This window comes from Longitalea arenae (assembly GCF_016924755.1).
GTDB classification, from domain to species: Bacteria; Bacteroidota; Bacteroidia; order Chitinophagales; family Chitinophagaceae; genus Niastella; species Niastella arenae.
The window spans coordinates 221,324-246,124 of sequence record NZ_JAFFJX010000006.1 but is presented as its reverse complement, the minus strand read 5'-3'; the positions used below and the strand labels follow the sequence as shown (position 1 = coordinate 246,124).

The 24,801-nt window shown below is 47.0% G+C and carries 25 protein-coding genes; 12 read left to right on the top strand and 13 right to left on the bottom strand.

Annotated features, from left to right (window positions below; genetic code table 11):
• Positions 1-92 precede the first annotated feature (92 nt).
• On the bottom strand, positions 93-2,018 hold the full coding sequence (locus tag JT717_RS15745; RefSeq protein ID WP_205511453.1) for a DUF3857 domain-containing protein: 1,926 nt from the start codon (positions 2,016-2,018) through the stop codon (positions 93-95).
• 302 nt (positions 2,019-2,320) lie between these two features.
• Between JT717_RS15745 and JT717_RS15740 the strand changes: the two genes are divergently transcribed.
• On the top strand, positions 2,321-3,250 hold the full coding sequence (locus JT717_RS15740; protein ID WP_205511452.1) for a TraB/GumN family protein: 930 nt from the start codon (positions 2,321-2,323) through the stop codon (positions 3,248-3,250).
• A 197-nt stretch (positions 3,251-3,447) separates the two neighbouring features.
• Here the strand turns inward: JT717_RS15740 and JT717_RS15735 are convergent, their stop codons facing one another.
• Complete coding sequence (locus JT717_RS15735) at positions 3,448-3,864, bottom strand: nucleoside-diphosphate kinase (RefSeq protein WP_205511451.1); 417 nt, start codon at positions 3,862-3,864, stop codon at positions 3,448-3,450.
• Positions 3,865-4,132: 268 nt separating this feature from the next.
• Between JT717_RS15735 and JT717_RS15730 the strand changes: the two genes are divergently transcribed.
• Together JT717_RS15730 and JT717_RS15725 are read left to right on the top strand one after the other, a co-directional pair.
• The gene (locus tag JT717_RS15730; protein ID WP_205511450.1) at positions 4,133-5,140 is read left to right on the top strand and encodes a DHH family phosphoesterase; all 1,008 of its coding nucleotides are present in this window, start codon (positions 4,133-4,135) and stop codon (positions 5,138-5,140) included.
• Between the two features lie 130 nt (positions 5,141-5,270).
• Positions 5,271-6,242, top strand: a complete 972-nt coding sequence (locus JT717_RS15725) for an FKBP-type peptidyl-prolyl cis-trans isomerase (protein ID WP_205511449.1) — start codon at positions 5,271-5,273, stop codon at positions 6,240-6,242.
• 198 nt (positions 6,243-6,440) lie between these two features.
• On the opposite strand, the gene folP is transcribed toward JT717_RS15725, so the two are convergent.
• Positions 6,441-7,271 (bottom strand): dihydropteroate synthase, encoded by an 831-nt coding sequence (gene folP / locus JT717_RS15720; protein WP_205511448.1) that lies wholly within the window; start codon positions 7,269-7,271, stop codon positions 6,441-6,443.
• A 201-nt stretch (positions 7,272-7,472) separates the two neighbouring features.
• Here folP and JT717_RS15715 point away from each other — a divergent pair, with 201 nt between their 5' ends.
• From JT717_RS15715 to JT717_RS15705, 3 genes are all read left to right on the top strand, one after another.
• Positions 7,473-8,636, top strand: a complete 1,164-nt coding sequence (locus JT717_RS15715) for a BT_3928 family protein (protein ID WP_205511447.1) — start codon at positions 7,473-7,475, stop codon at positions 8,634-8,636.
• Positions 8,637-8,865: 229 nt separating this feature from the next.
• On the top strand, positions 8,866-9,915 hold the full coding sequence (locus tag JT717_RS15710) for an ABC transporter permease (protein ID WP_205511446.1): 1,050 nt from the start codon (positions 8,866-8,868) through the stop codon (positions 9,913-9,915).
• Positions 9,916-10,015: 100 nt separating this feature from the next.
• Complete coding sequence (locus tag JT717_RS15705; RefSeq protein WP_205511445.1) at positions 10,016-10,915, top strand: SMP-30/gluconolactonase/LRE family protein; 900 nt, start codon at positions 10,016-10,018, stop codon at positions 10,913-10,915.
• 62 nt (positions 10,916-10,977) lie between these two features.
• Here JT717_RS15705 and JT717_RS15700 read toward each other — a convergent pair whose 3' ends face one another.
• From JT717_RS15700 to recF, 6 genes are all read right to left on the bottom strand, one after another.
• Entirely contained in the window at positions 10,978-11,493 is a 516-nt protein-coding gene (locus JT717_RS15700) for a hypothetical protein (RefSeq protein ID WP_205511444.1), read from the bottom strand.
• A gap of 74 nt (positions 11,494-11,567) precedes the next feature.
• Positions 11,568-12,134: a hypothetical protein gene (locus JT717_RS15695; RefSeq protein WP_205511443.1), complete on the bottom strand. Its 567-nt coding sequence runs from the start codon at positions 12,132-12,134 to the stop codon at positions 11,568-11,570.
• A gap of 109 nt (positions 12,135-12,243) precedes the next feature.
• Positions 12,244-12,462: a hypothetical protein gene (locus JT717_RS15690; RefSeq protein WP_205511442.1), complete on the bottom strand. Its 219-nt coding sequence runs from the start codon at positions 12,460-12,462 to the stop codon at positions 12,244-12,246.
• A gap of 74 nt (positions 12,463-12,536) precedes the next feature.
• The gene (locus tag JT717_RS15685; RefSeq protein WP_205511441.1) at positions 12,537-12,770 is read right to left on the bottom strand and encodes an HTH domain-containing protein; all 234 of its coding nucleotides are present in this window, start codon (positions 12,768-12,770) and stop codon (positions 12,537-12,539) included.
• 207 nt (positions 12,771-12,977) lie between these two features.
• Positions 12,978-13,259: a DciA family protein gene (locus tag JT717_RS15680; protein ID WP_205511440.1), complete on the bottom strand. Its 282-nt coding sequence runs from the start codon at positions 13,257-13,259 to the stop codon at positions 12,978-12,980.
• Positions 13,260-13,314: 55 nt separating this feature from the next.
• The gene (gene recF / locus JT717_RS15675; RefSeq protein WP_205511439.1) at positions 13,315-14,397 is read right to left on the bottom strand and encodes a DNA replication/repair protein RecF; all 1,083 of its coding nucleotides are present in this window, start codon (positions 14,395-14,397) and stop codon (positions 13,315-13,317) included.
• Positions 14,398-15,423: 1,026 nt separating this feature from the next.
• Between recF and pdhA the strand changes: the two genes are divergently transcribed.
• The 6 genes from pdhA to JT717_RS15645 all read left to right on the top strand — a co-directional run bounded on the left by pdhA (position 15,424) and on the right by JT717_RS15645 (position 19,571).
• Positions 15,424-16,419: a pyruvate dehydrogenase (acetyl-transferring) E1 component subunit alpha gene (pdhA, locus tag JT717_RS15670; RefSeq protein WP_205511438.1), complete on the top strand. Its 996-nt coding sequence runs from the start codon at positions 15,424-15,426 to the stop codon at positions 16,417-16,419.
• 53 nt (positions 16,420-16,472) lie between these two features.
• A complete protein-coding gene (locus tag JT717_RS15665) occupies positions 16,473-17,168 on the top strand; it encodes a tetratricopeptide repeat protein (RefSeq protein WP_205511437.1) in 696 nt (231 codons plus the stop codon).
• 102 nt (positions 17,169-17,270) lie between these two features.
• Positions 17,271-17,774 (top strand): 6,7-dimethyl-8-ribityllumazine synthase, encoded by a 504-nt coding sequence (ribH, locus tag JT717_RS15660; RefSeq protein ID WP_205511436.1) that lies wholly within the window; start codon positions 17,271-17,273, stop codon positions 17,772-17,774.
• Positions 17,775-17,849: 75 nt separating this feature from the next.
• The gene (locus tag JT717_RS15655; RefSeq protein WP_205511435.1) at positions 17,850-18,575 is read left to right on the top strand and encodes a (Fe-S)-binding protein; all 726 of its coding nucleotides are present in this window, start codon (positions 17,850-17,852) and stop codon (positions 18,573-18,575) included.
• A 105-nt stretch (positions 18,576-18,680) separates the two neighbouring features.
• Entirely contained in the window at positions 18,681-19,115 is a 435-nt protein-coding gene (gene bamJ, locus JT717_RS15650) for a BamJ family beta-barrel-assembly machinery protein (RefSeq protein ID WP_205511434.1), read from the top strand.
• 93 nt (positions 19,116-19,208) lie between these two features.
• Positions 19,209-19,571, top strand: coding sequence for a hypothetical protein (locus JT717_RS15645; RefSeq protein ID WP_205511433.1), 363 nt, complete (start codon positions 19,209-19,211; stop codon positions 19,569-19,571).
• An 85-nt stretch (positions 19,572-19,656) separates the two neighbouring features.
• Here the strand turns inward: JT717_RS15645 and JT717_RS15640 are convergent, their stop codons facing one another.
• The 4 genes from JT717_RS15640 to JT717_RS15625 all read right to left on the bottom strand — a co-directional run bounded on the left by JT717_RS15640 (position 19,657) and on the right by JT717_RS15625 (position 24,668).
• Complete coding sequence (locus JT717_RS15640; protein ID WP_205511432.1) at positions 19,657-21,903, bottom strand: TonB-dependent receptor; 2,247 nt, start codon at positions 21,901-21,903, stop codon at positions 19,657-19,659.
• 2 nt (positions 21,904-21,905) lie between these two features.
• A complete protein-coding gene (locus JT717_RS15635; RefSeq protein ID WP_205511431.1) occupies positions 21,906-23,207 on the bottom strand; it encodes a tetratricopeptide repeat protein in 1,302 nt (433 codons plus the stop codon).
• Positions 23,208-23,381: 174 nt separating this feature from the next.
• Positions 23,382-23,909, bottom strand: coding sequence for a DUF4331 family protein (locus tag JT717_RS15630; protein WP_205511430.1), 528 nt, complete (start codon positions 23,907-23,909; stop codon positions 23,382-23,384).
• Between the two features lie 102 nt (positions 23,910-24,011).
• A complete protein-coding gene (locus tag JT717_RS15625; protein WP_205511429.1) occupies positions 24,012-24,668 on the bottom strand; it encodes a DUF4331 family protein in 657 nt (218 codons plus the stop codon).
• Between the last annotated feature and the right edge of the window lie 133 nt (positions 24,669-24,801).

The following is a 24,801-nucleotide window of genomic DNA, read 5'->3' as shown; positions in this document are numbered from 1 at the left end:
GGTCAATCCCTTACATCAACAGTCTTTATTGACTCAAAACTGAATAACCGAATAATTTTTATCTGTGAACTTTGAACTGTGAACTGGTGAACTCAATCAGGCTTTTTCAAAACGATCTGTTCGTTCATCAGCTCAGCCATTTTTTTATAGAAATTCTTTACATACTCATATTCATCGGCGGTGAACACACTGCGGGTGGTGGCAATTTCATATCGCACCAGCAGCAGATCGTTCTTTAGTTCCAGATAGCGGCTGAAACTGATGCTGGTGTCGGGCATGATCATCCGGATATTTTTGGGCAGGTTCTCTATTTTCAGCGCCTGCGGCAGTGAGATGGCTTCGGTTACCACATGCGTTTGCAAACAGCCATAGTCGATATTCGTGAACCGGATATCAGAAATGAATGGGTTTTTGGCGATGCCGGTGAAGAGATTGAGATTGATAAGCCGGTAATCGCCGCTTACTGTGGGAGGAATGGAAAAATGGAATTGCTGCTGGAGCGGCAGCGAATCATTATCCAGGTTCTGCATTACCAGGCTGTCCATTTTCATGCCCGCCTGGTAGCGGGTAAAGTAGTTCTCTCGAAAGCGTTCTTTGTCGCGTTCCCAGGCCCGCATGCGGGTGAGGCGCGCATATTCATTACTTTGAATGTCCGCTTCTCCCGTAAGTGCCCCGTTTTCGTCTATCCGGGCATTGATGTTAACAAAGTTCCTGTCTTTTTTGCGGGTTTCGGTAAGAGAAATGATACCGCCTTTCTTCCGGTTTACCACAAATGCTTTTGTATTGATCACGGAAAAGGGCGTCATAAAGGGTGGGGTATATGAACCCGCTGCATCCAGCACATAGTATCTGCCATCGATAAGCACATATGCCATTACTTTATTGAACTGGTCAATGAACGGATATTCGGGAATTACCTTACCATGTCCCCGTTCGCTTACCAGCAGGGGATATACTTCCAGTCCGGCGGTTTTCAGCAGGTTAATGAGCAGCAGGTTGATATCGCCGGTGCTGCCTTTCTTTTTCTCCCAGGTTTCCTTAACGCCATTGGTGCTGGCGATACTGCTGGTACCATCGCTGCCGATGGCATCATAGATAAAGTTGTAAATGGCAGCCATTCTTTCGAATGCCGAAGGCATCGCCTTGATTTTGTTCAGCCATTCCTCCCCAACCGGGATGTTCTTGTTCAGCTGTGCGCCAAAAGAAGGGTTGCCCATTAATTCCCGGGTCACTTCATCCCAGGTGGTCATATAACGGGTAGTGCCCCCGAAGCTGCCCTGGTAGCCCGAAAGTTGAAAGGCTACGTGCTGCAGATAGTCTTTTTCCGCATCCATAAACGGTTCGTCGCGCAAACCGGCTATGTTGTTCATTTCAAAATAAATTTTACCGGATCCTTTTTCCTGTTTGATCTCGATAGGCAGCTGGTCGCTTTTATATACCCGGTAGGCAAATTCGTAATTGGGCATGATCACCAAAGAGAACTGGCTGTGCATAACAGGCAGGTCGCGCTGGAAATACCAGTCGTCGAGATAATTGTAATTCTTTGAGGTAGTCGTGTACTTATATTCGATGATGCTGCCGACTTTTACATCGGGCATGGCGATTTTAACAACAGAGATCCTTTCATTTAATTTTTGCCGGTAAATGGCTGAATGCGGAACCTTTTTGATGGCAGGCACTGTGCCGTTGTTGGTAAAATTACAGGTATAGGCTTCAATATCGCTCACATATTGAATATCGTCGGGATTACGGTAATGGATCGCTATATCGCCATGGCGGTTTCCCTGGGGTTTCAGTATTTTAATGCGGATGCGCCGGTTCACAATAAGATTATAGCGGTCATTGTGATCGGCGTATGCGGCGTCGAAGAGGACCACCGCATCGGCTTCTTTATCGAATGCACATTCGGTTATGGCGCTTTCTGCGGCGGTAATTTGTCCAAATTCCGGCAGGGTCTTTTGGGCCGAACAGAGTTTAACCAGGGCAAGCCATAAACAGCTACAAACAAGGCGTTTCATGTATGGTACTTTAAGCGATAATAGCAGGCAGAACACAAAACGCAGAACGTTTAATGCGCATGCAACAGCCGGAAACATAGCCGGCCTGCCTGTTGACGGCAGGCACAATTCGCGGAAACCGGTGTTGAGCGTTAAACCTTAAGCCTTCTGCGTAAATTAATTCGTACATATCAACCAGCCGGTTTAGCTTTGTTGAACGTATTTAAGGTATTAAACCTACCGGCACAAGTATAATAAAAAAAGTACCATATTCATATCAGGTAGGTCAAAAGCAAGCAAATATGTTATCGAAAAAAGCCAGTATGTTAATTTTTTATATGGCCCTGGCCATGGCCGGATTGGGACAAAATGACAAACCGGGGAAGAAGCAGAGCGCTCCTGCAGCGAAAACCGCCTATAATCATTTAGATAACACACTATTATGGAAGATCAGCGGGAATGGGCTCAGGAAACCTTCCTATCTCTATGGCACCATGCACGTACTTTGTGCCGATGATGCAACGCTGAGCGATAGCCTGAAGCATGCCATCAAAAATTGCGACCAGATCTACTTCGAGCTCGATATGGACAACCTGGGGGAAATGCTGGGCGCCATGAAATACCTGCGGATGAACGACGGCCAGAAATTATCGGAGCTGCTCACCAAAGAAGAATATGCCAGGGTGGAAACCTATTTCAAGAATAATTCGGTGCCGCTGCCATTGGCCATGATGAACCGGTTTAAACCCTATTTCATTTCAAGCCTTATTGGCGAACAAATGATGAGCTGTTCGCAAAAGAATGGGATGGAAGAATTGATCATGCGCGAGAGCAAACAATACAACAAGGAAATAAAAGGATTGGAAACAACCGAGTTCCAGGCTTCCATTTTCGACAGTATTCCCTATGAAAAGCAGGCGAAAGACCTGGTGAATTATATCGACAGCATCGATAGTTACAAACAGGTTACTATGGAAATGGTAGATGTGTATCGCCAGCAAAACCTCGAAAAAATGGATTCGCTGATGCACAAAAGCGATCCGGGGATGGATGAATACATGGATATTCTCTTATATGGCCGCAACCGCCATTGGGTAGATCAAATGCCGGCCATTATGAAGGATCAAACCATTTTATTTGCGGTGGGTGCGGGGCATTTACCGGGCGAGCAGGGCGTGATCAATCTTTTGCGTAAGAGCGGGTATAAGGTGACGCCAATGAAGAATATCAGTAAAAAGACAGCGTCGCTATAAAGTATAAGCTTACGTTATTTAAGAAGCAGGAAATTTTGAGATTTCGGGATTTAGAGATTTTGAGATGTATCGGAAACTTAAAACCGGAGCAAATCACAAAATCTCTAAATCACAAAATCAGCAATTGTCAACTGACTTCCTACCTCTGACTTCGCCATCTTATTATCCAAATCTATCAATTGATGAGATGCATCGCATCAGAACTGCTCCAGACCGCTAAAGAAGAAATTACCCTCGATAGCAGCATTCTCATCGCTGTCGCTGCCATGGATGGCATTTTCGCCAACGGAAGTAGCGTATAATTTACGAATGGTACCGGCTTCGGCCTGGGCGGGGTTGGTAGCGCCGATCAGGGTACGGAAGGCAGTAACGGCATTGGGTTTTTCCAAAATGGCGGCAATGATAACCCCGCTGCTCATAAAATCAACCAGTTCGCCATAGAAGGGACGCTCTTTATGCACAGCATAGAACTCGCCGGCTTTTTCTTTGCTTAACTTGGTCATTTTCAGCGACACAATGCGGAAACCTTCTTTTATGATGCGGTCTAAGATCGCGCCGGCATGCCCGTTCTTCATGGCGTCGGGCTTAATCATTGTAAACGTGCGGTTACTCATACAATCTTCTAATTTTGGCCGCGAAGGTAAAGCAATTGTGCAAAACTGGTAATTTGAAACCGGGAAAATAAAAGGCCGTTACAGGTTTCAGGTTGCAGGTTTCAGGGTAATTCGAAAAGCTTTCGGCAAAACAGCCCTGTAACCTGAAACTTGCAACATGGAAGGGAGAACCGGTTGCCAGTTACCATTTTCCCGGCAACCGGAAACCGGTAACTGGTAACTATTCTTTGGTGTTTGGGTTTTATTTCTGCAACTTTGCTGCCGCTCCATGAAACCTATACAAGACATATATTCACAGTTAACAACCCCACGCAATGTGGTGATTACCACGCATCAGAAACCCGATGCCGATGCCATGGGCAGCTCCCTGGCCATGTATCATTTTTTGACCTCCTTCGGGCATTCTGTAACCGTAATATCACCTACCAATTGGGCCAAATGGCTCGACTGGATGCCGGGCAGCGCCAGCGTGATCGACTACGAACTGCAGCGCGACCGGGCCGAGGCCGCCTTACAGCAGGCCCAATGGGTATTTTGCCTCGATTTCAATGTGCTGATCCGTACCAAACATATGGCCAATTCCCTGCGCCAGGGCGCCTTTGACCGTATTTTGATCGATCACCACCAGCAGCCGGAGGTAGCCATTTTCAACTGGGGCATCAGCGATACCGCTAAAAGCAGCACCTGCGAAATGGTGTATGATTTTATCGTTGGTTCCGGCTATACCGATCGCATTACCCCGGCAATTGCAGATTGCCTGTATGCGGGTGTAATGACCGATACCGGCTCATTCCGCTTTCCTTCGGCCAGCGCCTCTGTGCACCGCATGGTGGCCGACCTTAAGGACCGCGGGTTAAAGCATACCCTGGTGCATGAAAATATTTATGACAATTTCTATGAGAACCGGCTCCGCTTCATCGGGCATATCCTGTTGCACCGGATGGACCTGTTCTACGAATATAACACGGCACTGATCGCCATTTCCAAAAAAGACCTGTTGCGGTTCGAGATCAAGACCGGCGATACGGAAGGACTGGTGAATTTCCCGCTCAGTATCCAGGGGATTAAACTGGCTGCCCTCGTGATCGACCGGGATGAGGAAAGGAAATGGAGCTTCCGCAGCAAGGGCGATTTTGATGTGAATACCTTTGCCCGCACCTATTTTGAAGGCGGAGGCCATTACAATGCTTCGGGCGGCCGCAGCAGCGATTCACTCGATGTTACCGTACAGCATTTCATTGAAGCCATCAAGGAAAACGCATTACAGTTACAGTAGTCTATGAATGTATGGTCAGCTTTACAGTATCATACCTCATAAATAAGCAGTTTTCAGTTGGCAATTGGCAAACTGAAAACCTGGAACAACAATTAAAATAAAAGCTTGAATTAAAAAGCAAAATATTCAAATGAAAAAGACATCTCTATTATTAAGTGCCCTCTCAGTCCTGTTGCTGTCGACAGCCTGTAAAAACAGTGGGTTCAAAAAAACAAAAAGCGGTCTGATGTACAAGATCGTTTCCACTGGCAGCGGCCCGAAGGTTAAGCGGGGTGATGTAATTAAAATTCAGTTCGTACATAAATTACGGGATTCTGTACTGGCCAGCTCATACGAGCAAATGCCTTTTTATGCAAAGGTCGACAGTGTAGGTCCGGTGTACGATCCGCAGGAAATTTTCACCATGCTGCGCAAAGGCGATAGCGCTGTAGTGGTTCGCCTGGCCGACAGCCTGGCTAAAAAACAGGGTATGCTGCCTGAGTTCATTAAACCAAAAGATAAGCTCGTATTATCTTTTAAAGTGGTTGAGATCTTCACCGTTGACAGCATTGCGCAACGCGACCAGATGGCAGAAATGCAGGCTGCGCAGAAAAGACAATCTGAAAAGCTCGAAAGCCTGAAAGGGCCTAAAGTAAAAGAGATCGAAGAATACCTCACCAAAAACAAAATTCAGTACCAGAAAGGGCCTGAAGGCACTTTCATTGAAATAAAAGACCCGGGTAATGGCGCCAGGATCGATTCTGGTAAATATGCGTCTATCCGTTATACCGGTAAAGTATTCCCTTCCATGAAGGTTTTTGAAAGCAATATGGAAGCGGGTAAAGAACCTTTCAATGTGCAGGTAGGAACCCATGCGGTTATTCCTGGTTGGGATGAAGGCCTGAAATATTTCAAACAGGGTGGAAAAGGTACGTTGTACATCCCCTTCTTCCTGGCCTATGGAGCACAGCCTGGTCCTGGCGGCAAACAATACGAAAACCTGGTTTTTGATATTGAAGTAGCCAATGTAAGCGATACGGCGCCCAAACAGGCTATGCCGAATATCCCGATGCCGCAGCAGCAACAACAGCAGCATGGTGCGGGTGACGGACATAATCATTAATAACGACCCCCAAACCTCTAAAGGGGGGGAGAAGAATTAATTCAGGTGAGTTTCTCTATAAGAGAAGTTCACCTTTTCTTTTTTTACCGGTTTGCAGTTTGCAGTTCAAAGTTCACTGTTCACGGCTCGTTGCCCACTGCCAATTGCCGACTGCCCACTGCCAATTGGCACTAGGGGTAGGCGGTGGCAAAGTTGTGGTCAGGAGCTGGTTAGGTGGTTTAAGAGCGTGATCACCTCCTTTGCTTCCTTCACGTCATGCACCCGGAGGATGTTTGCCCCATTCAATAATGCAATGGTATTTAAAACGGTAGTGCCGTTCAATGCTTCCTTCGGCGTTAAACCCAGGGTTTTCCATACGGTCGATTTACGGGAAAGGCCTACGAGAATGGGACTTTGCAGCATTTTGAATGTGGCCAGGGCCTTAAGCAGCGTGAAATTATGGGCCTGCGTTTTGGCAAAGCCAAAACCAGGGTCAATGATCAGATCGGTAATACCTGCCTGATGGCATTCAGCCATTTTTTGAATAAAGAAATCGAGCACTTCCCTGATCACATTGTCGTAGTTGGCGTGTTGTTGCATAGTAGCCGGCGTACCTTTGATATGCGTGCATACATAAGGCACTTTTAAAGCCCCGGCGGTTGTGATCATGCCGGGGTCAACGATGCCCGCGCTCACGTCGTTGATGATCCAAGCGCCGGCGGCCACTGCGGCTGCGGCCACCTGCGCATAATAGGTGTCGATGGATATAATAGCTTCAGGAAAATTGTAATGCAGCGATTCAATGGCCCCGATCACCCGTTGCAGTTCTTCCTCCGCCGAAACGGTGGTGCTGTTGGGACGGGTGCTTTGTCCGCCGATATCCAGGATATCGGCGCCGGCCTTCAGCATCTGTTCGGCTTGTTTCAGCACCCCCGATTCGCCCATAAAGCGGCTACCCTCATAAAATGAGTCGGGCGTCGTATTGATTATGCCCATCACCAACGGTTTATCAATGACCAGTAAACGGCCTTTACAATTCAGCGTAAACATTTATAGTTTGTTCATTACATTTGATTTACAAATGTAACTTACCCACCGATTAGTTTGGTACATTTGATCATGAATGATGATTGAACAGCTGGTAGTAAATGACGAGTGACGAGTGGATATGACATGATGAACGCTACTTACGAGCCATAACATGCCGATCACTATTTAAAACCCTGGATCAATACATATACAATATCTTGTATGAGAATATTACTCAACATAACCCGTATCATCGTAGGTCTTTTGTTTATTTTTTCAGGACTGGTAAAAGCCAATGATCCCCTTGGGCTCAGCTATAAAATGCAGGAGTTTTTTGAAGTATGGGGGTGGAGTTTCCTCGATAATTATACCCTGGCTTTTTCCGTAGCCATGATCGCGTTTGAGATCATTGCCGGGGTGGCCGTATTGGTTGGCTGGCAAATGCGCCTGTTCAGCTGGCTGCTTTTGCTGCTGATCGTTTTCTTCACCTTCCTCACCGGTTATGCCCTTTTCAGCGGAAAAGTGCGCGAATGTGGTTGTTTTGGCGATTGTATCCCTTTAACGGCCGACCAGTCATTCATGAAAGACCTGATCTTGCTGGTGCTGATCGGATTCATCTTCTGGAAACGGAACAGCATCCGGCCAGCCTTAAATGCTACTTACAGTCTGGCGGCGCTTTTCTTTACCACGGTGTTTTCATTCGCTTTTCAGTGGTACGTGCTGGTGCACCTGCCCGTAAAGGACTGTCTGCCTTACAAGATCGGCAACAATATCGTTGAAAAGATGCAGCCGCCGCCCGGTTCTATTCCCGACAGCACGGTCATAACCTTTGTATATGAAAAAGCAGGCAAACAGGTGGAGTTTACAGCCGATAATTTCCCGGCCGATTATGATGAGGCCACCTACAAGTTTGTAAAGCGCTACGATAAAGTGGTACGCAAAGGCAATGCGTCGCCGGCCATTAAAGATTTCTCCCTGCAGACCTATTTTGGCAATGATACTACCCAGGCTTTGTTAAATGAGGATCAATACCAGTTGTACCTTTTCCTGAAGAACGGTTATACGTTGGGGGAATGGACCAACGTGCTGAACCTGGTCATGCGGAGCGCTGCGCAAAAGCATATACAAGGCTACCTGGTGACCAATGTGCCGATCGAAAATCTGCGCATAGATCCGCCCGATGTGTTTTATGCGTTTATGCCGCTGCGTTGCGATGCTACGGCCATTAAGACCGCGGCCCGCGCGAACCCGGCTTTATTCCTCGTTAAAAAGGGAACTATTTTAAATAAATGGAGTTATGCCGACCTGGAAAATGCCTTGCTGGTGGTTAATCACCTGCCGGGTAATGCGGCCAATAGCAATGGTCAGCAGTTGGGGGAAAAATAATGGGAGCAGCGGCAGTTACAGGTTACAAGTTTCAGGTTACGGGGAAAACTGCAGGTAAAGTGGTTAGTAGTTGCCCTGAAACCTGGAATCGGGTTCCGGTTGCCAGGGCCCATATTTTTTCCCGGTAACCTGTATCAGGTATCAGGTACCCGGTAACCGGCAACTGGTAACCGGTATATGGTAACCCGCAACAACTGAATCACCAGGCATCACCTTAAAAGGAACGATCTTGATCAAATACTTCACACGGCGAATCATCTATGGCATCCTGGTAATGCTGGGTGTTATTGTGCTGGTATTTTTATTATTCCAGGGTTTTGCAGATCCATCGCGGCTGATCATGGGCCAGCGGGCCGATGCGGCTACCCAGGAAAATATCCGCCGCGAATTGTACCTCGATCAACCCAAATGGAAACAGTTCGTGCTATTCATGAACGACCTCTCGCCAATTGCCGTTCATTCCGATGCGGAGATAGCGAAAAAGCAATTGAAAGGTATTTTTATAGGTGGTGATCGTAACCTGGCTATCAAGCTGCCTTATTTGCGGCGGTCTTATCAAACCCGGAAAAATGTAGGGGAGGTATTGATGGAAGCCCTGCCGGGCACCCTGCTGCTGGCGGTAGCCGCCATGTGTATTGCCGTTGCATTGGGCATTCCCCTCGGTGTGCTGGCCGCTGTGAAGAAAGATACCTGGCTCGATACTTCGGCTATTTTCACCAGTGTACTGGGAATTTCGGCGCCGTCATTCTTTATGGGCATCGTGATCGCCTACCTGTTTGGTTTTGTTTGGAGCCAATATACCGGCCTGCACATGACCGGCAGCTGGCGCGATATGGATGAAGTGACCGGAAAACCTTTCTGGTCTTTACAAAACCTCTGGTTGCCCGCTATTACCCTGGGTATTCGTCCACTCGCCATCATCACGCAGCTTACCCGCAGCGCCATGCTCGATGTGTTGAACCAGGACTATATTCGCACGGCTTATGCCAAAGGATTGTCAAAACGGGTGGTGATCTGGAAACATGCTTTGCGCAATGCATTGAACCCGGTGATCACGGCTATTACCGGCTGGTTTGCTGAATTGCTGGCCGGTGCTTTTTTTGTAGAATACATTTTTGGCTGGAAAGGGATTGGAAAAGTAACGGTAGATGCGCTGGAAAAGTTGGATTTTCCGGTAGTGATGGGATCGGTATTGATCACCTCTTTCTTTTTTATCCTGGTGAATATCCTGGCCGATGTGTTGTATGCCGTGGTGGATCCCAGGGTGAGGTTAGAATAGATTCAGTTATTCAGTTTCTTATTTACAAACTTAATAACTTACGAACGCAGCAACTCAATAACTCAATTACTCAGGAAAGCGAACAAGTTCAATTGATAATATGAAAAGAATCATTATAACAATAGCTGTGCTTGCCATAATAGCCGGTTGTCATCGTAAACACAATCCGCAGAAAGAGTTTGGTAAATCGCTGTTCAGGGCTTATGACCATACGGCGGAAAACCTGTTTACCAGGAACTGTGAGGGACCAGCTGTTGATAAGGATGGGCGTTTGTTCGTGGTGAACTACCAAAAAGATGGCACGATCGGGCTGGTGCAACCCGAGGGTACCGTAGAGCTGTTTGTAACGCTGCCCAATAAAAGTGTTGGCAACAGCATTCGTTTCAAGGCCGACGGAAAAATGCTGGTAGCCGATTTCGTTGAGCACAATGTGCTGGAGGTTGATCCGGTTACTAAAGAGGTGACGGTCTATTGCCACGACGACCGTTTTAACCAGCCGAATGATCTTTGTATCAGCAAAAAAGGCGTGGTATATGCGTCTGATCCCAACTGGCAGAAACAAACCGGCCAGATCTGGAAAATAGGTACCGACCGCAAAGCAGTGCTGCTGAAAGAGAATCTGGGCACGACGAATGGGATTTGTTTAAGCCCTGATGAAAAGATCCTGTATGTAAATGAAAGTGTTCAACGCCGCATTCTCGCATTTGAGCTCGATAACAAAGGCAATATAAAAAGTGAACGCACTTTTGCCACCTTTACTGATTATGGCATGGATGGCATGAAATGCGACAGCAAAGGCAATTTGTATGTTACGCGCTATGGAAAAGGCACCGTTGCTATTTTCAATGACGGAGGCCGCCACATCCAGGAAGTGGAGCTGAAAGGAAAGGACGTAAGCAATATTACCTTTGGCGGCAAAGACGACAAAACCTGCTTTGTTACTTTGCAGGACAGAAAATGTGTAGAGAAGTTCAGGACAGATATTGCAGGAAACAGATAAAAAAAGAAGAAGAGCATTACAACTTGTAATGCTCTCAAACATTTGCACTATGGTGTTAATGATCAATAAATGGTAAGTGTAATGCCGCCGGTAATGGTGCCAACATTATAAAAGGTCATTATGTAACCATTCATATCTACTTCGCCGTTGAATTGTACGGTACCTCCGGCAGTTGTCATGGTGCCCCATTCTGTGTTTATCAGCGGATCACCGAATGTATGAAACTCGATCCAGGTAATATTGGTCATATCAGGGATCGTAAAAACTTCTGAACCTCCATTGGGAACGCCACTTCCGTCATTATCGAGAAAATATTCTACGGGCGGCTGGTTACTGAAATACACGGTCAGCCTCGGCATTACCATTGTTTTACCACCGGGCCGGTTATTGATCAGCGTTGAGTTGTTCAATGTTATGCGGTCAAAGATTTTCACCGACTGCCGGCTAAATGTCAGGCCCGCTTCCGGAGCGATCTGATTTTTGGGCGCGGGGGCTGCATGATTTGCGCGGGCCGTTTCCATGCTCAGGCTGCATAGAACGATCATTGCCAGCAGGAGTGACAATTTGTTTGTTTTCATCTGATAAGTGTTTTATGATTAATATAAGTTCCCGCTAATCCGAATGGGTAACCGGGAAAGGTGTTCAGTTCTTCCTAGTTAACAACTATAACAACCCCACCGGTTAAGCTGGCAGGCAGCGGAAAGTTCAACCATTCGATCCGCTCCACGCAGGATGACCAGCCCAGGTAGGTAGTTTCGCTGTTATTCGCTTTTAGCGTGGCCGTTTCTTCGCAGGGAAAGCTGGAGCCTAAATGACGCAGGGAGATCCTGTAAATATTACCGGTTAAGTCGGGACAGGTAAAGGCTGCCGTTGAGCCGTTGGGGGTTACTATCCGGTTGTCATACGCCATGATATATTGAGTAGGGGTATTATCAGTGTATTCTACTTCCAGCCAGGCCATGTCCAGCTCTTTATTGAGGGGCCTGTTATTCGTTATGGTCGAATTGGTCGCCCTGGTGGGCCAGTATTGGATCTTTTCCAGGATGGAGACAAGCTGATTGAATGTTTGCAGGGACTGAAGGTTTACATGCCAGCCATTTTTCGTGGGTGCAGGTGCAGGCGCCGCTGCGCCGCCGTTCTTGTTTGCATAAACTGCCGTCATTTGCGCAAGACAGAACAAAAGCGCCAGGCAGGCGCTGCCTAAGGAAGTACGTTTCATAAAATAAAGTTTTTTGGTTTCGTTAATGAATGATCAAGGCACCGCTAACCGGTGGCCGTAAAGGTAAATGACCGCACTGCAGCCAGAATAGACTCAGCCAGCCGGCCTTTCAAAACGCAGCATAAAAAAACCTTTGTTCAGGTAATAGTAAGTGTTCCTTTGCCTGCAATAAGCAATGGGGGGCTCCCAGTTCTTTCATATCGTTCAGGTATTTAAATAAAGTACATCTTGCAATGCCCAGGGTATTTGCCAGCTGGTAAGCATTGCCGGTGTTTTCCGCTTGGATCAGCTGGTCGATCACGCCAATGCGATAGAAATAAATTTTCATAACAGACAGGAATAATGGCTATCCATAACATGCGTTTGGTTTGTTATGGGGTTGATGTTGTTCGTGGAACCGGCTTAATTCATTTTTTGAAACCGCAAAGAAAAATGGAAACCATCACCGTAGTAATAGGTTTCCCGGAAGCGGTCATATTGTATGGGAGCACCCATTGATCGCAACAGGGAGATATACGCATAAAGCGATCTTTCAGAGATGTTGAGGCGTTGTGATAATGTTCTGGGATTGCCGGTTGCTTTAATGTGGATGAGGTAATTCAACCGTTCTAAGCGGGTAACAAATGATGGAAGCATATGATAAGGTATTTATATGGGTTTGTAAGCCCATAATTAATGAACGCGGCTTTACAGTTGGCTATATAACGGTAATGCCGCTATGATGTGAAGTCCTGATCACTTGTTTCCCTTCCTTGCAATTTAGGAAAGAATTTAAAAAAGAAGCGGGCCATTAACGAATTTTAATGACCCGCTGATCTGCTATTTTTTACTCGTAAAATTTATCTATTGAATAACTACCTCCTTGACAGCATTTTCGCCCAGGGTCTCATTCACCCGTTTAATAATGTTATCTTTTTGATACAGGAGTTCCTGTTTCAGCGGGGCCATGCTGGTAGAAATATAGAGGGTTTTACCCTGGATCTGAATTTTGTCGGTGTATTTGGCAATGGTTTTACCCATGATCTGTTCCCACACATCTTCAATTTGCAGGGCCTGGATATACCCTTTCAATTTGCTTTGGTTGAGAAAGTATTTCAGTGCGTCGCCAAGTGATTGTTCGCCCATGGGTTTTTGTTTCTGGACCCGAAGGTAAGAAAAAAAGCAAGTAGCCACCGCCCATTTACAAAGCCATCAACTGAAAGGGAATATTCAAATTATCGAAATGTAACCTGATACGATCAGCATGGGTATCGGTAATAAATACCTGCCCCAGGTTCTGCACACATACATGGTCGAGCAGGTTATGCATCCGGCCGGCATCGAGTTTTTCAAATACATCGTCGAGCAGCAGCAGGGGGGGAAATTGTTTTGCCTGCTTCAGGGTCTCGAACTCGGCCAGTTTCATGGCGAAGAGCAGGCTTTTTCTTTGTCCCTGCGAGGCCAGGGATTTAAAGGGCTGGTCATTAAGCTGCGCATTGATGTCGTCGCGATGAATGCCACCGCTGGTACGTTGTACGATACAATCCTTCTGGCGTAAGCGCTGTAACAAGGTGGGGAATGTACAGTCGTGCAGCTGGCTTTCGTAGGTTAAGGCCAGCGGTTCTGTTTGTCCGGCGATCTGCGTGTAGAATTTCCCTACCAGGGGCAGAAAGCTTTGCAGGAAATCGTTTCTTTTCTGGTAAATGGTATCGCCATAACGCGCCAGTTGCTCATCGTATACATCAAGCAATTTGTAGTCGGTGATCTTTTTTTCGGCCAGTGATTTTAAGAAGCCGTTGCGTTGCTGCAGCACCTTGTTATAATCCATCAGTTGTTGCAGGTAGGCGGCATCGAGCTGGGAGAGCAGGGCATCGAGCAGGCGGCGGCGCTCTTCGCTGCCACCGGTAATGATCTGTACGTCATCAGGCGCTATGATCACGCAGGGCAGTTTGCCGATATGTTGCGCGAATTTCTCATAGGGTTCGTCGTTTACAGAAAACTCCTTGCGACCGGTTTCCCGCAGAATACAAACCACTTTCAGCGCATCATTCTGCAAATTGAAATGGCCCTCGATACGGAAGCCGCCCGATCCGTGTAAAATATTCTGACTATCGCCGCGCGTGAAATAACTTTTGGTAAAACAGCAGTAGTAAATGGCGTCGAGCAGATTGGTTTTGCCCACGCCGTTCGGTCCGCAAATGCCAACGATCCTTTCCGTGAAAAGAAAATTCCGGGTTTGATAGTTCTTGAATTGGGTGAGTGATATGTTGTTCAGGACCAGCAATAATGGTAATAGGTTTTGCTTACTGTAAAAATCCTGCAATATTAACCAAAATCGTTTTGCTAATCGTGCTTTGGGTGATTACATGGTTGAAATGCGGCAAAGTTAGCTGCTTGTAAACGGTATCAGCCTGCTTTTTCATACCTGTAAGCAGTTTTATTGTCACAGTAAGTTGTTATTAGCTCATTGTACCTTGTTTTGGCACCGCTGCAACAAGTGCGGCTGTCATGGCAAGGGCTAAACACATGATTACAGCCTGAAATGATGAAAATTCACGCTGTAATAACCCCAGGTAAGCCGGAAACGCTCACAAGTAAGCTGGATTTGATCTCAAGTAAGTTGGAAATGATGAAAGATCCGTTATAATGCGGGTTTTGAAGGTTGCTTAGCAGATAAAACGGTTTGTGTGGCTCAATGGCAGGCAGTTATGACCCAAATCCGGCTTGCAATGATCGAAAGTCACGCAGCATTGGTTGATCGCAGGCAAACAAAGCGCTGAAGCCGGCGAAGGGGCATCGCAGCGGGGCAAACTGGCTCGATGCCTGGCAATCGGCAACTGGCAATCGGCAACTGGCAATTGGCAACAGGCAATTGGCAACAGGCAACCGGCAATTGGCAATAGGCAACTGGCAATTGGCAACTGGCAATCGGCAATTGGCAATCGGCAACAGGCAACTGGCAACAGGCAATTGGCAATCGGCAACTGGCAATTGGCAATCGGCAATCGGCAACTGGCAATTGGCAACAGGCAACCGGTAACCGGTAACTGGTACCTAGTAACCGGTACCTGGTAACCGGTACCTGGTAACCGGGTAACTGGCAACCGGATTTTCGAAGAAATATGTGCCAAATACAGCCCTGCCGGCAAATTTTCTCCCAACCAACTGGCTATCAAACCATATATTAGGCCTAAAATTCCAGATCGCCATTCCATTTTTCCCTTTCTTACCCTATCTTTGCCCCCGCCTTTGCCAGCCAGCCGCGACTTGTCGGGGGCCGGTGAGGCTAAAACCTCAAATTTTTTATACTGTGGCTTCGAAATTCTCCAAAGAAACGTATTTGTACTGGTATGAGTTAATGCTCCTGATCCGTCAATTTGAACTGGCAGCCGAAGAAAAATATAAAATGGAAGGGAAGATCCGCGGCTTTTTCCACGCCTATGTTGGGCAGGAAGCCATCGCCGCCGGTGTTATGACCGCTACCCGCCAGGAAGATCCTTTTGTAACTGCTTACCGCGACCACGGTCTGGCCCTTGCCAAAGGCATGAGTCCCGAAAGCTGTATGGCCGAACTGTATGGTAAAGCAACAGGTTGCGCCAAGGGTAAAGGGGGCAGTATGCACTTTTTTGGTAAGAAAGAATACTTTTTCGGTGGTCATGGGATCGTAGGCGCCCAGATTGGAACCGGAGCCGGTTTGGCGTTTGCCGAAAAATACAAGGGCACAGACAATGTATCACTCACTTTCTTTGGTGATGGTGCTGCCCGCCAGGGTATTTTGCACGAGGTATTCAATATGGCCATGACCTGGGAATTACCGGCCATTTTCATTTGCGAGAACAACAACTACGCCATGGGTACGTCGGTAACCCGTACCAGCAACGTACACGATATCTTTAAACTGGCCGATGCGTATGAAATGCCTGCTGATTCAGTAGACGGCATGAGCGCTGAAGCGGTACATGAAGCCATTTCACGCGCCGTGAAAAGAGCCCGCGAAGGCGGTGGACCCACTTTGCTCGAGATCAAGACCTATCGTTACAAAGGGCACTCTATTTCTGACCCCCAGAAATACCGTACCAAGGAAGAAGTGGAAGAGTACAAACAACGTGACCCCATTCAACTGGTATTGAATACCATTCAAAAGAACAAATACGCTACCAAGGACGAAATTGCAGCAATCGATAAACGCGTGAACGATAAAGTAGCAGCAGCGGTGAAATTTGCAGAAGAATCGCCATTCCCAACGGAAGACGAAGTACTGAAAGACATCGTGATGACGCCCGATTATCCGTTCATCGTTGATTAATATAACCTCGATCCCTAAGTAAACAACATTAACAACTAAAAACAATACAATTCATGGCAACTGATGTAAAACAAGTGCCTGAACAACCAGTAGAAAGAACAACCGAAGAAAGAGTGGTGGATTCAGCCCGCGATTTCTGGGGTAAGAATAGTAAAATTATTACTTACGTGTTGGCGGGGCTGGTAGTGGTCATCGGCGGTTATTTTGCCTACAATAAATTCTTTAAAGGACCTGCTGAAGTTAAAGCGGCCGAAGCGATCTGGAAAGCAGAGGACTATTTCAGACAGGATTCTTTTCAACTGGCTTTGAATGGTGACGGCGTGAACGGCGGTTTTCTGAAAGCCATCAAGAACCACAGCGGCACTAAAGCCGGTAACCTGGCTAAGTTTTATGCCGGCGCCTGTTATATGCAGCTGGGCGATTTCAACAATGCGATCAAACACCTGAAAGATTTTTCAACCGACCAGGTTGAAGTGGAGATCCGCGCTACCGGTTTGCTGGGTGATGCTTATTCTGAACAAGGCAAAAAAGCAGAAGCCATCGATTATTATAAAAAGGCTGGTACTATGTTCGATAAGGATGATGTAAATTCTCCTGAATACCTGTTCCGCGCAGCCATGCTGAGCCAGGAACTGGGCAAGAATAAAGAGGCCATCGAGCTGCTGCGCACGATCAAGGATAAATATCCGAATAGTCAGAGAGCTTTTGAGGTAGATAAGTACCTGGGTAAATTGGGAGACTTAAACTAGAGTTACCAGGTACCAGTTGCCAGTTACCGGGGTTTGAATACCGGTTGCGGCTAAGCCGCGAAGAACTGGAAACCGGAAACCGGTAACCGGAAACCGAATAAAATGGCTGAAGTAAGCAACAGTAAGTTATTACAAATAGATGCAGGCATTCTCAATACGAATGCCTGTGTTGTTATAGTACGTACCGAATGGAATGCCGCCATAGTCGACGAGCTCGAAAAAGGCTGCCATACCATCTTAAAGCAGGCAGCCGTTAAATCGGTGAAAGTGATCACCGTTCCCGGCGCTTTTGAAATCCCTTTCGGCATTAAAAGTTATTGGGACGCGAATAAATACAAAGATGACCGTCCCTGCGCATTCATAGCCCTCGGCTGCGTGCTGCGTGGCGATACGCCGCATTTTGATTATGTATGCCAGGGCGTAACAAGTGGTGTTACGCAATTGAACTTATCCTTACCCGTGCCGGTTATCTTTGGCATCTTAACCGTAGATAACGACCAGCAGGCACAGGAACGCATTGGCGGCAAACACGGGCATAAAGGCGAAGAAGCCGCCATTACCGCGCTCAAGATGATCGCATTAACGCAATCATATAAAAACCAATAATGATTTACAGGGTGAGCGATCTGCTATCCCGGAACCAACCGGCGGAGAAGCTCCCAGCATTAAAAGGGGATTTCCATGAAAGTTCAATTATTTATACCCTGTTTCGTAGACCAGTTGTTTCCGCAAACAGCCTTTAATATGGTAAAAGTGCTGGAGAAGGCAGGTTGTACCGTAACTTATAATACCAACCAAACCTGCTGTGGACAACCCGCCTACAATGCCGGGTTCTGGGACGATGCGCGCGAAGTGTGTTCGAAATTCATGAAAGATTTCAGCGGATCAGCCACCGATTACGTAGTGGCGCCCAGCGCATCCTGCATTGGTTTTGTACGGAACTATTACGAAACGCTTTTTGAAAATACACCACAAATGAACGAGGTGAAACGCCTGAAGGAAAGAAGCTTCGAGTTCACCGATTTCCTGGTAAATGTATTGAAGGTAGAAAATGTGGGCGCCAGTTTATATGCGAAAGCTACTTACCACGACTCCTGCGCCGGTTTACGCGAATGTAAGATCAAACAGGAGCCGCGTAAATTATTGTCGAATGTAAAGGGACTGGAACTGGTAGAAATGAACGATGTGGAAACCTGCTGCGGTTTTGGCGGAACTTTCGCCGTGAAATTCGATCCTATTTCCATTGGTATGGCCGATCAGAAAAGCCTCAATGCGAAAAATACCGGTGCAGAATGCATCATTTCTACAGACCTTTCGTGCCTCATGCACATTGATGGGCATATCCGCAAAAAAGGAATGGGCCTGCAAACGATGCACATTGCCGATGTGCTGGCGAGTGGATGGTAATGGGTCACCAGTCGCCGGATAACCGGTTACCGGTAACTGGTAACTGGTAACACTTGCCGAGCTACCGAAGGCAACCATTTTATAACATGACAAACCTATTAGTGTATGGGTATCGCAGACAGATTATTCCAACAAAGAAAAGAGAAAGCAGAAGCTAACCTGAAAGCCGGTAACGACTTTTTGGAAGCGAATAAACAGAAGCCCGGCGTAGTGGCTTTGCCCAGCGGGTTACAATATGAGATCATTACGGAAGGCACGGGCGAAAAACCAACTGCCACCAGTAATGTTACCTGCCATTATCACGGTACATTGATCGATGGCACAGTATTCGACAGCTCCGTACGCCGCGGCCAGCCGGCCACTTTCCCCCTGAACCGGGTTATCAAGGGCTGGACCGAAGGACTGCAGCTGATGCCTGTTGGCAGCAAATGGCGCTTTTTTATTCCGCCGCAGCTCGGCTATGGTGAGCAACAGGTAAGCGCCCAGATCGGCCCAAACAGCACCCTGATCTTTGAAGTGGAGTTGTTGGGAATAAAGTAGGGTAAAGAATATGATTTATAATAAATAGTGCCACGGTCGTCCTGGGAAGGAAGGCTGTGGCATTGTTGTTCCGGCACAAAATAATCTGTTACTATGAACAATAAGAAGGTACTTATCATGCTGACTTTGGCGACCCTGGTTGTTGTTACCGGTTGTGGCTTCGAAAAGATGGAAAAGCAGGCGAATAAACAATTTGGCGACCAACATTTCAAAACAGCTATTGCATTGATAGAATTGCATAAAGTTCGCTTTGGGGAATATCCCGCATCGCTTGACAGTATAAAGTATACCGGCGATTGGGACCAGATCGTTTGGTCGTCTGTCAAATATCAAAAGCTAAGCACCGGTTACGAACTTGATCTCACCAATGGTTTAATGAGCATGCCCGAAAACCTGGAATATCCGGCAGAATTTTGGCAGGGGCTTGGGCTCATGAGATCAAATTTGAAAAAGTAACCTGTATTCCGTTTCACCAGGATGACCCTGCAAGAGTTGGCAGTTACTTAAAATAAGAGAGCCGGCTTTTACCTGCTTGCATCTGCTAAAAAAACACCGAGAGCTTCAAACGGGCAAAGAAAGACGTGCCGGGCGTAAAATGTATTTCGGAGACGGGGTCCGCTTCATGCTGTAACCGCGATTCGGTATCAAATTGCGTTTCATTCCACTTTACATTGAACAGGTTCTCAATGGCCAGTCCAAGCTCATACTGCTTTTTCGTATAATTGACTGAAAGATCTGTCACGGTATATCCCTGTGCAACAACCGATTTGTTTTCATTAGCTGCGCGGTCCTTCATGAATCGGTAACGCAAACTGCCCTGTAGGCCATTTTTCAGTTGCCAGTTCAATCCGCCCGTACTCGTCAAACCAGGGGCCAGCGGAATATAATTTTCTCCTTTGGGCTCCTCTGCACTGCGAGGTTTGGCTATGTTAACATTGGCATCGGCAAAGAGCCAGTTGTTGAACTGGTAGCGGGCAGAAAGGTCGAGACCTATACGCCGCGTTTTGCCACTGGGCTTTACCACGCCTTCATCACCTACATAAACGAATTCCTGTTGCAGGTACAGGTACCAGGCAGCCAGATTCACCAACAAATTGCGGGTCGGTTTCAACAATACACCCAGGTCGGCCCCATAAGCGGCGGGTAAGATCTCATGGCCCTGGTTAAACACCACTACGCGGGCATCGTTTGAATGGAAGCCTTTACCGGTTTTCAGGTAGAGCTGTGTTTTCGTATCGAGGGTGTACTGGATATTTAACTTGGGACTTACAATCACTTTCTCCTGGTCGGGCGATTGAGCGGCAGAGAGCTTGTCCTTGTAATGAAAATTAAAATAATCGAGGCGGGCGCCGATATTAAAGCGCCACCTGTTCTTTTCTATGCTTTGATCTGCATACGCAAAGGCATTGGTTTCCCTGATATCGCCCAGCTGCGTATATTCCAGCACGGTATTGCGGTTGATGGTATGCGATAATTCTGTATTCCGCGTTTGGTCGAGGCGGAAACCGGTGCCGTACACCGATTCTACATTCCAGGCGCCCAGGTGGGTTTCGTGAGAAAGTTTGGAATGATACCCGTAAATATGCCGGCCTTCCCGCTGCCGGATCTGGTCGCCATTCACCGGATCGTTCAGAAAAAACGTGAAGTTGGAATGCAGGTTGAAATTATAATTACTGTAAAATGCATGGTTTTCCCAGGTGGTAGCGGGCGATAAATAACTGCTGAGCCGGGCGCTGCCATTGGTTCTGTTGGTATAACCACCCTCGGTATTATCAATATAGCCAAAACGCCCGATGGATCCGTTTTTCACTGCCCGTTCCGGGATCTGACCCGAGGCATCCCAGTCACTGTTCAGGGTAGAAGCGATCAGCGTAAGTCTATTGTTCTTTCCAAGCTGGGTATTGAATTTTCCAAATAGATTAAAGCGGTTAAAATGTTGCGGCGATGCAAACGGTCCGTCAGAATAGAGGAATTCGCCCGCTACATAGGCGTTGGTGCCTTTTTGCTTTTGCCGCTTGCTCAGCAGATCGATCATCGCCAGGCCGCGGATGGTATTGAACTGACCAGCTTCCAGCTTTATGGCGCTTTTATCCAAACTGTTCGCCGTGTTCATACTCACATAACCGGCCGTGCCTAAATTGCCATATTGCGTGTAGTAGGGGCCTTTACCATAATCTACGCTGCCCGTGAGTTCAGGGATCAGAAAATGCAGATCAGCATAACCCTGACCATGTGCGTGAGAGACCATATTTACCGGTAAACCATCCACGGTTACGTTGATGTCGGTGCCATGGTCAATATCAAAACCGCGTAAGAAGATCTGTTCGGCTTTGCCACCGCCCTGGTGCTGACCAATGAAAAGGCCGGGTACGGTGCGTAAAATATCCTGGGCCGAGCGCACCGGTTGCAGGTTCAGGTCAATTTTGCTGATGGTATGAAATGAAGCGGCGGTCGATTGAGGTGTGATCACCACTTCCTCTAAGCTTACCGGTCCTTTTTCCATTTCAACAAGGATGCTGTTATTACCGCTTGTTCTTATTTCCCGCGTGGTAAAACCGATAAAGGAAATGATCAATACACCATCCGATCCGGTTGCCGAAGCAGGGTTCAGGGAGAAATAACCTTGTTTATTGGTAACCACACCCTGCAATGAATTACTCCAGCGTACATAGGCCAACTCCAGGGGTTCCCTGCTGTTTTTGTCGATCACCCGTCCCTGGATAGCACCCTGGCTCAAGGCTATATACGTTAAAAAAGAAAAGCAGGCAGTGAGGATACATTTTTTCATGATCAGTTTAAGTCTTTTAGAGATTTATTGATCTGGCGGTGCATCACAGGTCCAAGTTCAAACGCACTTTCTTTGGCCGCCAGCAAATATTGACGGGCCATTTTTTTCTCACCAACCGCCTGGTAAATTTTACCCAGGTAAAACAGGGTTTCCGGTTCAAAACATTTATCGGCTACATAGAGCCGGGCTGTTTTCATAGCTTTCAGAATGGCTCCCTGCTGGCAATAAGCCCAGGCCAGCCAGCCGAACGCTTCTGGTGTAGGCCGGTTCGCCACTTCCTTTTCGGCCAACTGCAAACTGCGGGCGGCATTCTTCCATTCATTGGCTTCAATATGGAAGAGGTATTTATTATACATGCCGCCATATAAATCATTGGCTGCAGCCGCCATAAAGCGCGTAATATGTTGTTTAGATCTAATGCTATCCTGTTCAAATGCGGCCATTTGCGAAAGTAATAATTCATAATCAGGTACAGGATGCCGTTGCTGTAAAAAGCGGACGATCCTGCGGGCATTGCGCAGATCTTTATCGTGGGAGAAAGCCAACCAGGCAATGCCTTTAAGGGCATGGTAATAATGCGGATCTTTAGCGAGCGCATCCAGGTAGCATTGATACGATTCACGATAGCGGTTGGCATGGCCGTAAAGATCAGCGAGATTGGTTTTGATCCAGCAGTAAAGTGCGGGTGTGTGATTGTCTTTTATGTTGTGCCAGGCTTTTTCCAGTAAAGTTATGGCAGCTTGAAGATCGCCTTCTACATGATCTTTATACTTGGCTTCCCGGATCAGGTACTCAAAACTGTTTCGGCCGGCCAGACTGTTCAATGCCTTACGGGCCCGGTAGCGATTGCCCAGTTCCATGGATACATCAAATTCCAAGAGTGTGGTGAGGTATTTATCATCGCCCAGGACCAGCGCCGAATCAACGTATTGTTGCGCCTGGGCAAAGCGATGTTGTGTAATGCAATTGGCAGCCAGGGACCGGAAACTGGCAGAACTGCTTGTACGGGTAAGTGCATTAGCGGCCTGGAATAGGCTGTCGGCCCTACACAACTCCGTTATTTTACCGGAATAGGTAAAACGCCTGGTAAGCAGTGCAGCCGTCTTTGCGCTTGCAATGATATCACCCGGTGTTTTTTGGAGTTTGGTTTGCCAAAAATCGAGTTCGGTATTTATTTGCTGCAGGCTGATATTGGGAGTGGGCTGAAGGTACACCACATAGTCTTTGGAGTTGGTGACGGGGCCTTGTTGGCAGCTTGTATGAATGAGTAAGCTTATTAACAGATAGTAATAAATTGGTTTCATGATTATGGTGTTGGTGTAAGGCCATTCCGATTTAGAGATTTAGAGATTTAGAGATTTTGAGATTTAGAGATTTAGAGATTTTGAGATTTATTGAGAGGTTTTATTGTCGGAAGCTCTCCAAATCCCAAAATCTCGAAATCCCGGAATAGAATAAGTGGAAGGAATGTTTGGTGATTAATGCGGGTTTGCCAGGTAAGGAAAGGATGGCAGGAACTCTTTATCGTTGCCATTGACATGATCGCTCGTAAGGCCGGGATTGGCAGTGCCGGAAGGGCCCCCGAAGATCAGGGTAAGCTCCACGTCGATCACGTCATCTGCCAGTGCACGGCCGGTGAGTACATTGGTGCCATCAAAGAAAGTGGTAGGGGCCGTAGTGGATGCATTTAATACATCAGTTACCAGCACATTGGTAAATTGATCGGCATTCAAACCCAGCAGGTTCGTGGTATAACCGGGGTTTAAGGCAAGCAACCTGGATTTGAATTTGCTCGCAAATAAGCCATTCATGGCCGAAGGCGTTGTTGTATTGAAAACATCTTTATCAGCCGCCGATACAAAAACGGTATTGATCGCAGGACGCGCCATTTGATCCTGGGTCTGATAATAGGTTTTGGTTTGATCGTCATCATCTTTATCGCAGGCGGAGAAAACAGACAAAGCGGTAGCGATCAGCAATACTTTGCTAATTGATTGTATAGTCATAAAAGGTGCTTGAAAAATGTAAGAATGGTTTTTTATAACGCCATTGGCAAACGGCGAAGTAGGAAGGCTAAGAACTGTGAACTAATAACTGTGAACTGTGAATTATTGACGTTTTTTAGTTTCGAGCCATACATTGAGTTTGCCATTGGTAGCATTGAGCATTGATTTGGGCACCTCTATAACAAAGCTCAGGACATTGGTGCCTGCAAAGGCATCGGATCCCGGATTGTTGAAGCTGGTGGCCATGCCGCCAACGATCTTTTTAAACTGGTTAAGATCGAAAAAGAAGGGATCGTCGCGTGGACCAGCGAACACTTTAATACCACCATTGTTGCCAATATTGGCCGGAGAACCATAGGGGGTAACGGCTACTTCCGCCGTTACCGGACCTTCTAGCTGACTGCGGTTACCCGTTTCTGCGGGTTTGATGGGGCCATACACTTTCATTTTACCATTGCCGTAAATACCCTGGATCACGAGGTCTTCCACATTATCATTGTTGTTGTCGATATTGAACTCCAGTAAGGTATTGGCATCAAATTTAGCAGCGCCGGTGGCAGATGGCGCCAGCAATCCCTGGGTATTGGCAACGAATACCAGGTTGTTCGCATCCTGTGCCCTGAACACATACACATCGGTAATGTCAGTAGTTTGATTGGTAACAGCAGGTGAATCAATGTGGTCAGCAGCATATACCAAACCGCCTGCCGTAAAACCTGCTGCAGCCAGTGCAGCCAGCAGCATTTTTTTCTTTTTCATGTTCCCATTTTTTTTGTGATGATAAAAGATGAATGATCTTATGTATGTACGGTTGTATGAATGGACCGGATTTAATTTTAATAATTTTTTTAATGTGCTTTTGAACTTTAGGGTTAAGCTGTAAGAATATAGC